Origin of the sequence: Cobetia sp. 2AS, assembly GCF_029846355.1 — a bacterium.
GTDB classification, from domain to species: Bacteria; Pseudomonadota; Gammaproteobacteria; order Pseudomonadales; family Halomonadaceae; genus Cobetia; species Cobetia amphilecti.
In genome coordinates, this window is record NZ_JARWKQ010000002.1 from 516,686 (window position 1) to 532,194 (window position 15,509).

The window sequence follows — 15,509 nt, forward strand, 5'->3', positions numbered from 1 at the left end:
CACTACACAGCCCTGCGACGGCAGAGGCTAACGAGGTCGGCATTACATGGAGTTTGTCATTGCGTTTGTGTCTTTCATGGCCGGGCCACTGCTGGTCGGCCTCGGGTTGACGCTGGGGCTTGAGCATCTGCTGCTGAAACAGATGACAACACCGCCAGCCGCATTCTGGCGTCGCCCCGTCAGCGCCAGGCTGGCACATGTCGGCTACTGGTGCGCCAGCTGGTCACTGTGCACCTTGATCACCCAGCGCCCCTGGTTCTCGCTGATCGTCGTCAATGCGCTGTGGCTGGTGGTGCTTCAGGTCAGCCACACCAAGTACGTGTCGCTGCGCGAACCCTTCCTCAGCCAGGACTTCGAGTACTTCACCGACGCCATCAAGCACCCGCGCCTGTACATCCCCTTCTTCGGTATCGGGCTGACCATCGCCGCGACCACGGCCGGGGCGCTGGCGATCGGTCTGGGACTCTGGCTCGAGCCCGCGCTGGGCTTCTCCGTCGCCTACTCAGGCAACGCCGCTCTATGGCTGGTGCCGTTGATCAGCGTACTGCTCGGCGCGAGCCTCCTGGTCTACGCCCTGGGCAACCGTCTGGCCAGCAAGGTGATGCTGGTCCCCGAGTTCGACCTGAGCGAGCTGGGCATGGTGCCCTATCTGCTGGCCTATGCGCGGCTGGCGCGTCGCCCGCTGACGCCGCTGCGCAATCCGTTGGAGGAGGCACAGCGCGAACTCGACGCCACCTTGCGCGAACTCGATGATGAGGATGCCACCAAGGCACTGCCCCATGTGGTCAGCGTGCAGAGCGAATCCTTCTTCGATGCCCGCCGCGTCTATCCCCGGGTACGTGACGATCTGCTGCCGAACCTGGATCGCTGCCACTTCACCGCCCTGGCCCAGGGGCTGCCGTGTGGCCGTCTGGCCGTGCCGGCATGGGGCGCCAATACCGTGCGCACCGAGACCGCCTTCCTGACGGGGCTGACCGCCGAGGAGCTCGGCGTGCACCAGTTCAATCCCTACCATCAGCTGGCGCGTCGCGCCGTGCCCAATCTGGCCGCCAGCTACAAGGCAATGGGCTATCGCACGCTGTGCATCCATCCCTATCCCGGCACCTTCTATCTGCGCAATCAGGTGCTGAAACAGCTCGGTTTCGATGAATTCCTCGACATCGCCCACTTCAGCGATGCCGACAGGAGCGGCCAGTACATCAGCGATGCCGCCGTGGCCGCCAAGGTGGAAGACTGCCTGCTGGAAGCCGGCGACACGCCGTTGTTCATCCAGGTGATCACCATGGAGAATCACGGCCCGCTGCATCTGGAAACCTTCGACAGCGCACGTCTGCCGGAATGGTATGACGGAAACCTGCCGGAGAACTGTCAGGAACTGGGCATCTATCTGCGTCATCTGGTGAATGCCGACGCGATGATCGATCAGCTCACCACCGCGCTGGCGCGACTGCCGCGCGGCGGGCTGCTGTGTTTCTATGGAGACCATGTGCCGATCATGCCCGAGGTCTATGCGACCCTGGGCGAGCCCAATGGCGTGACCGACAGCTTCATCTGGTCCAGCGCCCTGCCGGAGTCCGACGACACCGCCCGCCAGACCATGGCGGCCGTGCGCGACAAGGACCCGGAGCTGATGGAGTGGGCCCTCGATTGTGAAGGGCCCTTCAAGACTGACGAGCAATGCCGCAAGGGCGACCCGCGCGTCATCAATATCGATACATTAGGAAGTGCGCTGCTGAAGGCGACCGCGAAACATGCTCGCCACAGTGCCGTGACTCAGAAGTTCAGGAGCTTGTCATGACCCGACGCGTTGCCATCATCGGCGCAGCCAGCCGTTTCCCCGGCACCACTCAGGCCACCCTGTGGGACGACCTCCTGGCCGGCAAGGACATGGTGACCGAAGTCGCCGACGACCGCTGGAGCAAGGAGTCTCTCTCGCACCCGGACAAGAAAGCCCCGGGCATGAGCTACAGCTTCGCCGCAGGTTCACTGGGCGACATCACCGGCTTTGACCCGGCCTTCTTCGGCATCAGCCCGCGCGAAGCCGCCAGCATGGACCCCCAACAGCGCATGCTGCTGGAGATGAGCTGGGAAGCCATCGAGCACGCCGGCATCCCCGCCGAGAAGATGCGCGGCTCACGCTGTGGCGTCTTCATGGGCATCGCCAGCCTGGATTATTCCTATCGCATGGCGGATGACCTCAGCGCCATCGGCCCGAATACCGCGACCGGCAATACCTCCAGCGTGGCCTCCAACCGCCTGTCGTATGCCTTCGACCTGCACGGCCCGAGCCTGTCACTGGATACCGCCTGCTCTTCTTCAATGGTCGCCTTCCATCAGGCCTGCCAGTCGATCAGAAGCGGCGAGACCGACATGGCGCTGACCGGCGGCATCAGCCTGCACCTGCATCCGTACGGCTTCCTGATCTTCTCCAAGGCCACGATGCTGTCGAAGACCGGCCGCTGTCAGGTATTCGATGAGGCTGGCGACGGCTATGCGCGCTCCGAGGGCGGCGGTGTCTTCCTGCTCAAGGATCTCGATCAGGCCATCGCCGATGGCGATCGTATCCTCGCCGTGGTGGCCTCTTCCGTGGTCAATACCGACGGCTACAAGTCCGGCCTGACCGTGCCCAACCCGGCGGCGCAGATCCAGTTGATGGAACAGGCCTGCGAGCAGGCAGGCATCAGCCCGGACGAGATCGACTACCTCGAGGCCCACGGCACCGGCACCGCGGTCGGTGACCCGCTGGAAACCCGCGCCATCGGCGCCGCCATCGGCCAGAAGCGCTCCAGCCCGCTGCCGATCGGCTCGATCAAGAGCAACATGGGCCACCTGGAAACCGCCTCTGGCGTGGCAGGCCTGGCCAAGGCACTCGGCGTGATCGCGCACCGTGAAGTGCCAGCGACGATCAAGATCCAGCGTCTGAATCCGAAGATTCGTACCGACGAGTGGAATCTGGATATCGTCACCCAGCCGCGCAAGCTCAAGGCGGACGGTCGCCTGGTCGTCGGCGTCAACTCCTTCGGCTTCGGCGGTGCCAATGCCCACGTGCTGCTGGAAAGCGCCCCCGAACAGCCGGTAGCGCAACCGAGCAGTGAAGGTGAACAGACGCCGCCGCTGCGCCTGAGCGCCCGTTCCCCGCAGGCGCTCAAGCAATCCGCGCTGGAGCTGGCAGAGCACCTGCGTGAGCTCGCCGCCCACGACATGGCGCCCAGCCTCTACGATCTCGCCTGGCAGCTGGCCGCCCGCCGCGAGCACCATGTGCATGGTGCCCTGCTCAGCGCGGATACCTTCACCACCCTGCTCGAGGACCTCGACACCCTCGGCAGCGAAGGGGATCTCGGTGACCATCCGCGCATTACCCTGGCAGACCGTCTGCCGGCATTGCCGAGCGCCAGCGACAATGGTGCATCGCCGCGCCATGGCGCAAAAGTCGTCAGCAGCGTGCAGCAGGAGCGCGGCCCGGTGTTCGTGTATTCCGGCAATGGCTGCCAGTGGGCCGGCATGGGCCGTGCCCTGCTGGAAGAATCCGCCAGCGTGCGCGCCTGTCTTGAACGCCTCGATGTCGCCTTCCGCGACTTCAATGGCTTCGAGCTGCTCAAGGAGCTGGACGGCAGCCTGAGCGAGAAAGGCGAGAACCGCCTGGACGCCACCGAGATCGCCCAGCCGACGCTGTTCGCGCTGCAGGTCGCGGTCACCGAGTGGCTGATCGAGCGCGGTATCCGCCCTGCTGCCGTCACTGGCCACAGCGTCGGCGAAGTCGCTGCCGCCTGGGCCAGTGGCGCGCTGACGCTCGAACAGGCCACCCGCGTCATCTTCCAGCGCAGCTACCACCAGGGGCGCACCCGTGGCACCGGCGCGATGATGGCCGTCGGCCTCGGCGAGTGCGAGATGCGCGAATGGCTGGAGCAACCGCAATGGGCGTCGCTGTCACTGGCCGGCATCAATGGGCCGCGCGGCACCACCCTGGCCGGCGAGCGTGAGCTGCTGGAAGCGCTGAGCAAGGAGCTCTCCGCCCAGGGCACCTTCGCACGGGTACTGGGGCTGGATTACGCCTTCCACAGCCCGGCGATGGACCCGATCAAGTCAGGCCTTCTCGAATCCCTCGACGGCCTGACACCTCGCGCCACCCATACCCCGTTCATCTCCACCGTCACCGGCAGCGTCATTGCCGGCGAGCAGCTGGACGCACGCTACTGGTGGGAGAACATCCGTCAGCCGGTCATGTTCGAGGCCGCCGTCACGTCGCTGGTCAACTGGCATTCCGAGGCGGAAGAGAACGCTGCCCTCGGCCGCCATCGCCTGCTGGTCGAGATCGGCGCGCACCCGATCCTGCGCAGCTACCTGAACGACATCCTCAAGGCGCGCAGTGACGAGGCGCCCGCCGGCCAGGTGCTCGCCAGTCTCGACCGTCGCCATGCCGGGCTAGATGCCCTGGAGCATCTGCGCGGTCGCGTGCTGCTCTCCGGCGCCGTCGACATCACCGGCCTGTTCCCGGTCGCCGGTCAGTTCATCGAGCTGCCAAGCTACCCGTGGCAACGTATTCCGTGCTGGCTCCAGACCACCAGCGAAAGCCAGCGTCTGCTGGATCGTCATTACGTACATCCGCTGCTCGGCTATCGTCTCGCCCAGCAACGCCTGACCTGGGAAGCCCAGCTCGACACCCAGAAGGTCGCGTGGCTGGCCGATCACCAGGTCGGCGAGAGTGCCGTCTTCCCGGGGGCCGGCTATCTGGAGCAGTGCCTGGCCGCCGCCCACGAATGGCAGGCCGCCAGCGCCGATGCGGACAGCCAGCCCGACGTGCTGGACCTGGAAGACTTCGAGATTCGCGCCCCGCTGCTGCTCGATGACAGCACGCTGCGTCTGACCCGCCTGTCGCTGGACAGCGCCAATGGCGCCATGCGTCTGGAGAGTCGTGAGACACGCGCGGAAGATGCCGACAAGTGGAATCTGCACGCCGTGGCGCGCGCCTTCACCGCCACGCGTGGACGCCTGCTGGAGCGAGCCGCCCCGATCATGCCCACTCGCGCCGCCGATTTCGGCCGCGATGAGCACGTGGCGGCTGCCGCGCAACTCGGCCTGCATTACGGCCCGCACTTCCGCGCCGCCGAGCAGATCTGGGTCGACGCGGGCGCCGACCATCACGCACCGGGCACTGCGCGTCCTCAGGTACTCGCCCGTTTCTCGCTGACCGAGGAAATGGCCAGCCAGGATGCCGACTTCCACCTGCACCCCGGCGTGCTCGACAGCGCCTTCCAGCTCTTCATTCCGCTGCTGGGCGTACTCAAGGGCCAGATGGCGGCCAGCAATGGCATGGCCTTCGTGCCGGTGCGCGTCGGACGCCTGCAGGTGCGTGAGCAAGTACGCGCCTCGCAGATCGTCACGGCACGTGTCGTGCTGCGCTCGCGTGGCCCGCACTCCCTGTGTGCCGATTTCGAGCTGTTCGACGCCGAAGGCCGCGCCGTGGCAGTTGCCGAAGAGGCCCGCTTCCGCGCCGTACGCCTGGGACGTGATGGCACGGCGCATCTGGATTACCTGGATATCGAACTGACTGCCGCACCGCACCCGCTCACTCAGCCGTCCGCGCCGGCATTGGATCTCGCAGGCCTGGTGAATGACGCCATGCAGGCATCAGAGGCTGCCGATAGTGGTGAAGGTGGTGAGGGTGGAGATGCGAATGTTGGTGAGAACATTGCTGAGAGCGACGCGGCCGCCAGCGCACAGGCACTGCTGGCCGACAGCCAGTGCTTCCGCGATGAGCTGGAGCCGCTACTCGACAGCCTGATGCTCGCCAGCGTCCACGAGACTCTGCTGCGTCACGCAGCGCCGGGCGACCCGGAGCTGGCCCATCTGGATCACGAGGCACTGTCGCGCTGGCAGCGACGCTGTCCGCTGTTCAGCCGTGCCCTGCTCGACTGGGCCGAATCACAAGGCCTGACGGAAGCACTCGACAACGGCGACTGGCAGATCAACTCGCTGGATCTGCCCGCCGCCAATGACATCTGGCAGCTGCTGGTACGCGACTACCCGGGCCAGTTCCCGCTGACGCATGCCGCCGGTCGCCTGCACCTGCATCTGGATGAATGGCTCAATCGCGGCATGCCGTTGGACGGCATCCCGTTGGACGGCGCTCAGTCAGAAGGGACTCAGCTGGACGGCACCGCTGATGAAGCGGTGGCAGATCGCGAGGCGCTGCTCTCGACGGACGCCAGTGCCGCACTGGAGCATCTGCGCCAGCCGCTGATCCCGACGCTGCTCAAGACGGCGGTCGGCAATGCTGGCTGGCAGTGGTTGAGCGCACAGCTCGATCAACGCATCAGCAGCGCACTTGCCGCCCTGCCTGCGGGACAGCGTCTCGATGTACTGGAGCTGGGGGCCGGCGGCCCCTGGTTGGGCCAGCGTCTCGCGACACTGCGCGAGGCGGACGCACGCAATGGTCGCTACGCAGCGCTGGATTACCGCTTCGTGGCCGCCAGTGCCGGCGCCCTCAGTGAAGCCAGTCGCCTGCAGGATGACTTGCCGCTGATCGACGTGATCGCGGGCGAGGCCTTCCAGGACACCGCCACGACTCACAGGACGCAGCTCGCCATCGTGCATCTGGACTTCGAGGCACCGTCACAGGCGCGCGAGCTGCTGACAGCACTGATCGCCCGTCTGGCCCCAGGCGCGCAGCTGCTGCTGTGTGGCTGTGAGCCGGCGGCCTGGGCCGGGCCGATTCTGGCCCTCGATGATGGTGAGCAGCTGCGCAGTCATCCGGGCATAGCGCAATGGCAGCGTCTCTTGACCCAGCTGGGCCTCGACATCGAGTCACCAGCGCCTGCCAGCGATAGCCTGGCCAGCGATCACTTGGGTACTGAAACATCAGGCGCCTGGTGGCTGTCCGCGACGCTTGCCGCTCAGGCACCGCTTGCGGCTCTTGCGAAAACCGCTGAAGACCAGTCGGCGGCAAGTGGATCAGTGGAAAGCGAAGCAGTGGCAAGCTTAGCCGCAGAAAGCAAAGCTGTAGAAAGCCAAGCCGCCACGCTCTCCATCGCGCTGCTGGATAGCCCGCAGGCACCGGCGGATCAGGCACTGCTGACGCGCTTGAGCGACTCACTCGCCGCGCGTGGTCATCAGGTCAGCCATCAGCGCCTGTCAGCCAGCCTGCCCGCGGACGTCTCCGCACTGATCGAGCAGCTTGGCGACGTTGATCACCTGATCGCGCTGCCCAGTGCTGCGGCGACAGCTGAGCAGAATGGTGCGGATCACACCAATGCTCTCCAGTGCGCACGCCAACAACTGCTGACGCAAGTCGCCCAGGCCTTTGACAGCGCCCAGGAGCAGGACGACAGCCGCGTGGCCCCGACCCTGTGGGTGCTCACACATGACGTTGCGACGCTGTGGCAGACAGATGGCGCCCCCGCAGCGACCCCGCCGGCGGATGCCGCCAGCTGGGGCTTTGCGCGCAGTCTGGCCAACGAGAGCCAGTCGCTGGCCATTCGCCTGCTGGATACGCCGACGCTGGAGCACGACGCCGTCAGCATGCCGGCCTTGATGGGCGCGCTGGTACAGGAACTCGAAGCGCCGGATCACGAGCAGGAAGTGGTGCTGAATGCCACTGGCGCGCGCTTCGCGACACGCCTGCGTCAGGTGGCGGCGCCTCAGCAGGCCGCTGGTGGCGAGAGTACCCGCTTGCAGATCTCAGGCTCGCAGACATCAGCCTCTAAAGCCCCAGGCGCTCAGCGCCACGGCGTCAGCCTCGGCTTCAGCCAGCCCGGCCAATTGCGCAATCTGGAATGGCAGCCACGCATTCTGCCCGCCGTGGCAGCCGGCGAAGTCGAAGTGCGTGTCGAGGCGACCGGCCTCAACTTCCGCGATGTCATGTACACCCTCGGCCTGCTGTCGGATGAGGCCATCGAACACGGCTTCTCCGGCCCGAGCCTGGGACTCGAGTTCTCGGGCATCGTCACTCAGGCCGGTACCAATGCCGAATTCAAGGTCGGTGAGCGCGTGGTCGGCTTCGGCCCGGCCAGCTTCTCCGATCGTCTGGTGATTGCCGACACGGCGCTGGCTCATGTGCCCCACGGCGTCAGCCTGGAAGCCGCGGCGACCATCCCGACCACCTTCTTCACCGTCTACTACGCGCTCAAGCATCTGGCGCGGTTGGAAGAAGGCGAGAAGGTACTGATTCACGGCGCCGCCGGCGGCGTGGGCATCGCGGCATTGCAGATCGCCGAATGGCTGGGCGCCGAGGTGTTCGCCACCGTCGGCTCGCCGGCCAAGCGCGACTTCCTTGCGCTGATGGGCATCACCAACGTCTATGACTCGCGCAGCCATGGCTTCGCCGAGGATATCCTGGCCGATCTCGCCGCACGTCAGCAGCGTGACCCATCCGTCGATGCGCGTGGTGTCGATGTGGTGCTCAACTCGCTGGCCGGTGAAGCCATCGCCCAGAACCTGCGCGTGCTCAAGCCGTTCGGGCGCTTCTGTGAGCTGGGCAAGCGCGACTTCTACGAGAACACCCCGATGGGGCTGCGTCCGTTCCGCAACAACTTGAGCTACTTCGGCATCGATTCCGATCAGCTGATGAAGGAATGCCCGGGCCTGACCACGCGCCTGTTCCGCGAGATGATGGCGCTGTTCGAGGACGGCACCCTGGCACCGCTGCCCTACACCACCTTCGATGCCAGCCAGGTGGTCGAGGCCTTCCGCTACATGCAGCAGGCCCGCCAGATCGGCAAGGTCGTCGTCACTCAGCGCGTCGCCGAACACGCCGCTGAGCAGACAGCTAGTGCAGTGCCCCCTCGTTCAGACGCATTAGCGGCCAATCAAAAGACACTGACGATCGACCCGGCGGCCAGCTATCTGGTCACCGGCGGTCTGGGCGGCTTTGGCCTGCGCAGCGCCGAATGGCTGGCCGCGATGGGCGCGCGTGAGCTGGTACTGCTCGGGCGCTCCGGCGCGGCCAGTGAAGAAGCACAGCAAGGTGTCGCGCGTCTCGAGGCCCGGGGCGTGAACGTGCATGCGCTGGCCTGTGATGTCGCCGATGAGGCCGCGTTATCAAAGGTGTTCGCACGCTTCGGCAAGTCTGCTGACGCCAACGGCATCGCACCGCTCAAGGGCATCATCCATGCCGCCGCGGTGATCGATGATGCGCTGATTCGCCATCTCGATGCCGAGCGCATCCAGCGCGTGATGACGCCGAAACTGGAAGGTGCGCGCCTGCTGGATCGCCTGAGTGCCGAGCATGCGCTGGACTTCTTCGTGCTCTACTCCTCGGCCACCACCCTGTTCGGCAACCCGGGACAGAGCGTCTACGTGGCGGCCAACCACTGGCTGGAGGGCCTCGCCGCCCACCGTCGTGCGCGTGGCCTGCCCGCCACCTGCGCACGCTGGGGTGCGATCGAGGATGCCGGCTTCCTGGCTCGCAACGAAAAGACCCGCGAAGCGCTCAAGAATCGCCTCGGCGGTGATGCGCTGATGGCAGACCACGCGCTGGCCTGTCTCGGCGAGATGATCCGCGCGGATCAGCAGGCCCAGGCACTCGACTTGCCGGGACGCTCATTGGGCGTGCTGGAACTGGACTGGGGCGCGCTTGCACGCTTCCTGCCGACCGCCGCCACGCCGCGCTTCGAGGAAATCGCCCGCCGCGCCGGTGAGGATGACAACAGCCAGGCGCAGCAGGATGATATCGCCGCGGCACTGGCGGGATTGAGCGGCGAAGCGCTGCAGACCGCCATCGTCGAGATTCTCAAGGGTGAGCTGAGCAAGATTCTGTTGATCGACGCCAGCGCCATCGACGTCAACAAGAGCGTCTACGACATGGGCTTCGACTCGCTGATGGGAGTCGAGCTGATGGCAGCGGTCGAGGCGCGCCTGGGCATCAGCATTCCGGTGATGATGATCAGTGAAGCTGCCACCCTGTGGCGACTGGCGGAGCGCCTGATGCACAAGATGGGTAATGCCGACGGCGAAGAAGCCGAAAGTAGCGCCGAAGACCAGGCCATGGCGCAGCTGGTGAAGCAGCATGGCGGCAACTTTATCGCTCAAGGGGAAGACACTGCTGCCTTGAGTAAATAAGTATCAACACACCAAGTGATAGGCGAGAGCTGGTAACGCTACTACTCTCGCCTTTTTTCTGTCAGTTACTTGGATTACTGCTCAGGCAGTATGTAATTTGCTATCGAATGAGCGCAAAACGCCACATTATCTACTGAATCTTGGCGCGAACTGGCTAACTTTACTTAGGCTAGAGCCCCAAGGTCATGGGCTGTGCGGGCCAGAAAAGTAGATCGCTGTATCGGCCTTCTACGTGATCTCGCATGCTTCACCATCACTTTTCCTTAGTTATAGACCTAGAGAGACGTATGACTCGCGGCGCCTCGTTGAGCTTGTCGCTGAAGCCGACGGCCGCCACCGTGGCAGTGGTTTAATCTACTTTCGCCCGAATTACCATGCGCGTAGTACGCTCCACCAGAGTACCGACGGCAGAGCTGTTGTTAGCACCCTGATGAGATAGCTTTCCCAATGGGCTTGGCATCAGCCAGTCTTCGATTTCAGGCGGCCGCATATGGATGCTGAGCAGAAGGGGAATCTGGTTGCGTCGATCTGTGCCGCGACTGCGTAGCCAGCGTTTGCCGATACACTGTCGTAGATTGGCGATGAGCCCCTTCTCGAGGCTGCCGAGGGGCGTTACATAGAGCGCGTTATAGATGGTCTCATAAGAGGCTTGGCGACGTGGATCGTTGGGAGTCATACACTTCAGTGTGCGGGCTATCTGTTCCGGTGACTTGCGCAGCAGGTAGTCCACCACCTCGTAAAGCGGCCCGTCAGGATGCAGCTTGAGGCGACGACGAGATTGATGACGCGTCAAGCGAGCCCATTAGCCAGCCAAGCTGACATCGTAGCCAATGACGTGATTGATGGTGTGGCGAGCAACTGCCCGCGAAACAGTACTTGGTGCCCACCCCAAGTGAGTGGCATGGTCCGGATCGAGTGCAGGGCGCGCATCATCATGATAGCGGCTCGATCTACAGCAGTGAGATGGCAAGAACGAGAGGTCATGACAACACCATACCGGATGGTCAGGTGTTGCGCTTGGTCATTGAGACCGCCCTCATTTGCATATGATAAAAATTAGATCTGACCAATATGAGAAAGGTGAGCAACTGACAGACGTCACTAAATAACCACGAACAGCCCCACCCCCTCCCTCACCGTCCGCAGAGCGGGAGGAAGGGGGTAAAGAATAACCACTTATTTATAACTTTGGGGGCTGAGCTTGGCGATCAGGTGTCAACTCCCGCATGCGGGCCAACACATCCACGCCAACTTGGTGATAGATGTCCATTAGATCGACCAACACCCAGTTCTCACGAATACGGTCACCTTCACAGCGCCAAAAGTCGAGGCTACGAATGGTGACGTGCTGGCCTGAGGGGGCAATGCCCAACCAGCCATCTTGGCTGATTGTAGCCTCGAGGGCAGGCCAGCCGAACAACCCGACATAATCGCCCTCAGCGAACATGATGTCCTGCTTCATTGAGCGACGATTCGGCATTCCTCCGAGGAAAGGTTTCTGATGCCAATGGCGGAAACCGGAGACTCGACGACTGGAGCCTATACCGGCCGGCCCATACCATACCATCTTGGGATGCCAGAAACGCTCCAATTCCATGGCTTCAACACCCCCCTCGGCATACTTACCCAGCCCTTCAAGCATGTCGCTTACCAACGCAAGACTCTGCGAGCTTCGCGACTTATCCTGAACAGCTGTGACTCGGCCATCTTGGGTCGCCGGCCCTGGGACCAACAATTCACGCCCCAAGCTCGGCCCCATCGGCCAAGCATTAGCCTGCATCATTATTTCGGGGATATCCCATAGAGCACGCATTTCGACGATGCGCCCCCCCTCAACCCTAAAGAATTCTGCATAGCGCATGGTAACGATATGCTGGGTCGGCGGGATATCCAACCAAGGACGCTCGAAGACGCCAGTATAGAAGCCCGCGCAGCCTACCCAAGGCTGACCGTCTTCCCCTCCAATCATGATGTAGTCTCGTCGTTCTAGATCAGGGATGGCGGTCAATAGAGGCGCGTAGGCATTCTCATATAATGCTTGGGGGCCTTGCATCTGGCCTAGGGGATGGGCCAAGTGAATATCACAGTCCGGCGCAAATAGTTCGGACAGGCGCTCTTGCAATTCAGACACATCAATATTGTAAAGCGTATCGTGCAGCCGGCCGATTACGCCCTTCTGTTGGGAAATCGAGTACATGTTAGTCAGTCTCAGTATATAGAATGATCATGCATCGGAGGCAATGTCTTGCTCTACTGTTATTCGGTGTAGCGAAGCGGCGCCGGCATGCTGTCCCGATGTTCCCAGCCATGCCCATCGAAGGGATCGACGCCGAGCTGCTGCATCACAGAAGGAAAGTCGACCATGACCCAGTTATCAACGATCTTGCCGTCAACGACCTTCCAGAAATCCATGTAGCGGATCACGACCCGCTTGCCGGTCGCGGGGATACCCATGAAGGTTCCCGAATGCACAGCCTCTTGTCGCCCAAAGGCTGCACACCACTCCCCTTGCGTCAGACGAGCCTCGTCGATGCAGACCTTTTCCGAAAACGCCTCCTGAAATGGTCGCTGCCAGTTAGACTGGAATTCGGCAAGCCCTTGTTTCATGCCGCAACCGGCATTGCCCATCCAACGGAATGACTCAGAGAAAAACCTCCCCATCCCCTCGATATCGTGATCATTGAGGCCATCGACCATGGCATCAATGCTGGACAGGGTTTCCTCGGTCTTCGAGAGATCATTGTTCTGGGTGAGAGCGGCTTGAATCGGACGGGCACCTGACATAGTGCTAACTCCTGGCTGGATGGTAATTAAGGTGTCTACTCAGTCTAGGGAGGCGACGGCCGACGGCACATGGTCAGACACCTCGACCTTCATGTATATTTGCACTGAAGCAGATCACACAGCCGGCCAAGCATGTATGGAGCGCCTCTTGCCCTCACAGCAATCTTTCTCACTCGCATGACGACAGCACCTCTATCTCATGAGATACCATTGGAGTATCGCGTCGAATGGTCTGCTCACCGCAGTAGTCACTGTGTCGAGACCGGCTGGCGGGTCATGCCCTACTGGGTTGTACTGCATGTCGTGGAAGGTGCGTACACTTGTACATACGACGATCAGGAAGAGCCAAAAATAAATATAGAAGGAACAATAGAGGGGAATAGATGCCAAGTGACGGCGAAGCCAGGGGAGGTGCTAATGGTGTCTGCAGGTGCCCGCCATGCCCTGACATTTGCTCCGGGAACCATGGCCAATGGACTGCACATCCACTTCAGCCTGTATCACGACATGGATGTGTTTTCGGGCTATCGCGTCCCAAGAGTGATCGCCGGGGAGGCCGCCAAAAATGCTGCTCTAGCAACCAGTGCCTTGACGGCCACATTGGCCCGGCAGGACAACATCAGCCTGGAAGCCCTAGCGACCCGCCATGCCGACGCCTACCGCTTCTTGGCTGAGATTCTGGCGGCCTCACGCCGGCAGCCGGAACCCGAACACCGCCTGGCGACCCTCGCCCGCCTTCAGGTGGCCCTGCAATTGATCGAGCAACGCCCTGCGCCACTTCCGAGCGTGGCAGAATTGGCAGAGCACTGCTCACTGTCGCGGAACCGCTTCGGCGAACTGTTTAAGTCCGCACTCGGCATGAGCCCCAAGCAATATATCGATCAACGGCGCTTGCGCCAGGCCATGTCAATGCTTGTGCATGGCGATGCGAGTATCGCCGATATCGCCGAGCGACTCGGCTTCTGCGATGCCTATCATTTCAGTAAACGTTTCAAGGCACTGACCGGCCAAAGCCCTCAACATTACCGCACTCATGTACGCCGCTCGTTGCCTAACCGATAATGACCAATGTTTTCCTTTTATTGGAAAAAGCGCCCTTTGGTGACCATGACACCCACCAACTCAAGAAGTGCGACCTGACGCTGGTTCAGCTCGCCTCAGCCAGTGTCGTCAGCCGCTCGATACTCAGTCAAATCGAGCACGGCCGCGCTAGCCCCACCTTGGCAGTGACCCTGCACATCGCCAAGGCATTCCGTCTGAGCATTGGCGATCTGGTCGACCAGCCATAGACCATTTCCAGTATTGAGATGATGCGTGGCAATGACGCCAACCACCTGTTCCTAGGTGATTGCGAGAGCCATTATCACACCGTCTCTTCTTACCCCTTATACCTCGATAAACAATTTAAGTTTTACGATGCAGATCGCGCCTGCCTCCGCATTCCGGCGCATTTCGAGGGGGCTCGAGAATTTATGCTATTAGCCGCGGCCAAGCTCGGTTGGACGCGGGCGAGAATGAAAGCCATCTCCTCGAAGAAGGCTCAGCACACTGCCATGTGGACCAAGAGCACTACATCGTGAAAGAGAATGACGAAGAGCTCTTGGCCTTTGGATTGTGACCTACGATCGATCCCTGTCTACCAGACCGGCAGTACGCTCCAAGATGTCGAGTCCCTGCTGCTTGAGCCAGTAGGGAAGATCGATCAATACCCAATTTTCGGCCAGCTTGTCACCCTCTCGACGATATATATCAACAACCCGCATGTCCGCAGCCACCTCGCCACCGGGCAAGCCGAGGAAGCCACCAGTTGGTGTGTTCGTCAAATTTGGCCAGCCGAAGAAGCCGGCATAGTTCCCCTCGGCAAAACGGGTGATATGCCCATTGAAAACCTTACCCTTCAAACCCTTTCGGAAGGGGGACTGGTGCTGCTCTTGGTAACGCGGGATAGTACAGGTTGCCCCGATGCCGGCAGGCCCGTACCAGACCATGTCCTCATGCCAGGTCTGAGCCAACAGCTCGGGCGGACAGCTGTCGTTACCGCTCTGGTTGAGGAAGGTCAGGTCATCGACCATCCGATTGACCAGTGACAAAGTCTTCTCGCCTTCTGCCGGCGCCTGCTTGTCATAAAGCAGGCCGTCATGAGTTCGCGGCCCCGGCGTCAGGATAGAAGCCCCGGTCTGCGAGGGAAGTGGATTCAACCCAGCCTGTTGCATCACGCCAATCAGGTCGCAGAAGAAACCGGTACGGGTGATTCGCCCGTTCTCTATACAATGAAAATCGGCATAGCGAAGAAAGCCCAGTTTCCCCGTCGGCGGAATTCCCAGCCAAGCGCGATCACGTAATCCCGCCAGGTGACCCATGCTAACCACCCAATGGCTGTCATCACTGCCATTGGTGCCTGCAAAGAAGATATCTTGACGGCGCTGTACCGATGCCCAAGCAGACAAGAAAGGACGCCAGAATGCTTCGGCGATACGCTCTGCCCCAAACTGCTCGCCGAAGGGATACACGCCACGCCAATGGCACTCATCACTCATGTATGAGGCGAGAATGAGTTCGACATTCTCGGGCGTCGCGTTCTCAAGCTCGCGATAGAAGTCGAGAATCAGAGCCTTGTTGACTTGGTGCGAAGACATGCTGCTCTCCTGAATACGGCTGGTAAGCTCGTG

8 protein-coding genes are annotated in these 15,509 nt (G+C 62.0%); 4 read left to right on the forward strand and 4 right to left on the reverse strand.

From position 1 onward, the window contains the following. The first annotated feature begins 76 nt into the window (after positions 1-76). Both QD356_RS07315 and QD356_RS07320 read left to right on the forward strand, forming a co-directional pair. Entirely contained in the window at positions 77-1,798 is a 1,722-nt protein-coding gene (locus tag QD356_RS07315) for an LTA synthase family protein (RefSeq protein WP_192839515.1), read from the forward strand. Further along, on the forward strand, positions 1,795-10,056 hold the full coding sequence (locus QD356_RS07320) for a polyketide synthase (protein WP_279877359.1): 8,262 nt from the start codon (positions 1,795-1,797) through the stop codon (positions 10,054-10,056). Before QD356_RS07315 ends, QD356_RS07320 begins: the two co-directional genes overlap by 4 nt. Before the next feature lie 349 nt (positions 10,057-10,405). Here QD356_RS07320 and QD356_RS07325 read toward each other — a convergent pair whose 3' ends face one another. The 3 genes from QD356_RS07325 to QD356_RS07335 all read right to left on the reverse strand — a co-directional run bounded on the left by QD356_RS07325 (position 10,406) and on the right by QD356_RS07335 (position 12,840). After that, positions 10,406-10,849, reverse strand: coding sequence for a hypothetical protein (locus QD356_RS07325; protein ID WP_192839521.1), 444 nt, complete (start codon positions 10,847-10,849; stop codon positions 10,406-10,408). Positions 10,850-11,236: 387 nt separating this feature from the next. After that, positions 11,237-12,253, reverse strand: a complete 1,017-nt coding sequence (locus tag QD356_RS07330; RefSeq protein WP_192839522.1) for an ester cyclase — start codon at positions 12,251-12,253, stop codon at positions 11,237-11,239. 59 nt (positions 12,254-12,312) lie between these two features. After that, a complete protein-coding gene (locus tag QD356_RS07335) occupies positions 12,313-12,840 on the reverse strand; it encodes an ester cyclase (protein WP_192839523.1) in 528 nt (175 codons plus the stop codon). Positions 12,841-13,305: 465 nt separating this feature from the next. Here QD356_RS07335 and QD356_RS07340 point away from each other — a divergent pair, with 465 nt between their 5' ends. Both QD356_RS07340 and QD356_RS07345 read left to right on the forward strand, forming a co-directional pair. Then, positions 13,306-13,902: a helix-turn-helix transcriptional regulator gene (locus tag QD356_RS07340; protein WP_192839524.1), complete on the forward strand. Its 597-nt coding sequence runs from the start codon at positions 13,306-13,308 to the stop codon at positions 13,900-13,902. Then, entirely contained in the window at positions 13,902-14,129 is a 228-nt protein-coding gene (locus QD356_RS07345; protein WP_192839525.1) for a helix-turn-helix transcriptional regulator, read from the forward strand. Before QD356_RS07340 ends, QD356_RS07345 begins: the two co-directional genes overlap by 1 nt. A gap of 330 nt (positions 14,130-14,459) precedes the next feature. On the opposite strand, the gene QD356_RS07350 is transcribed toward QD356_RS07345, so the two are convergent. Further along, positions 14,460-15,476, reverse strand: coding sequence for a nuclear transport factor 2 family protein (locus tag QD356_RS07350; RefSeq protein ID WP_192839526.1), 1,017 nt, complete (start codon positions 15,474-15,476; stop codon positions 14,460-14,462). Positions 15,477-15,509 lie beyond the last annotated feature (33 nt).

What these genes read in the sequence shown, in the direction of transcription:
- QD356_RS07340 (WP_192839524.1), top strand. Translation starts at nt 13,306, where the DNA reads ATGGCCAATGGACTGCACATCCACTTCAGCCTGTATCACGACATGGAT.
- QD356_RS07335 (WP_192839523.1), bottom strand. Translation starts at nt 12,840, where the DNA reads ATGTCAGGTGCCCGTCCGATTCAAGCCGCTCTCACCCAGAACAATGAT.
- QD356_RS07350 (WP_192839526.1), bottom strand. Translation starts at nt 15,476, where the DNA reads ATGTCTTCGCACCAAGTCAACAAGGCTCTGATTCTCGACTTCTATCGC.
- QD356_RS07345 (WP_192839525.1), top strand. Translation starts at nt 13,902, where the DNA reads ATGACCAATGTTTTCCTTTTATTGGAAAAAGCGCCCTTTGGTGACCAT.
- QD356_RS07315 (WP_192839515.1), top strand. Translation starts at nt 77, where the DNA reads ATGGCCGGGCCACTGCTGGTCGGCCTCGGGTTGACGCTGGGGCTTGAG.
- QD356_RS07330 (WP_192839522.1), bottom strand. Translation starts at nt 12,253, where the DNA reads ATGTACTCGATTTCCCAACAGAAGGGCGTAATCGGCCGGCTGCACGAT.
- QD356_RS07320 (WP_279877359.1), top strand. Translation starts at nt 1,795, where the DNA reads ATGACCCGACGCGTTGCCATCATCGGCGCAGCCAGCCGTTTCCCCGGC.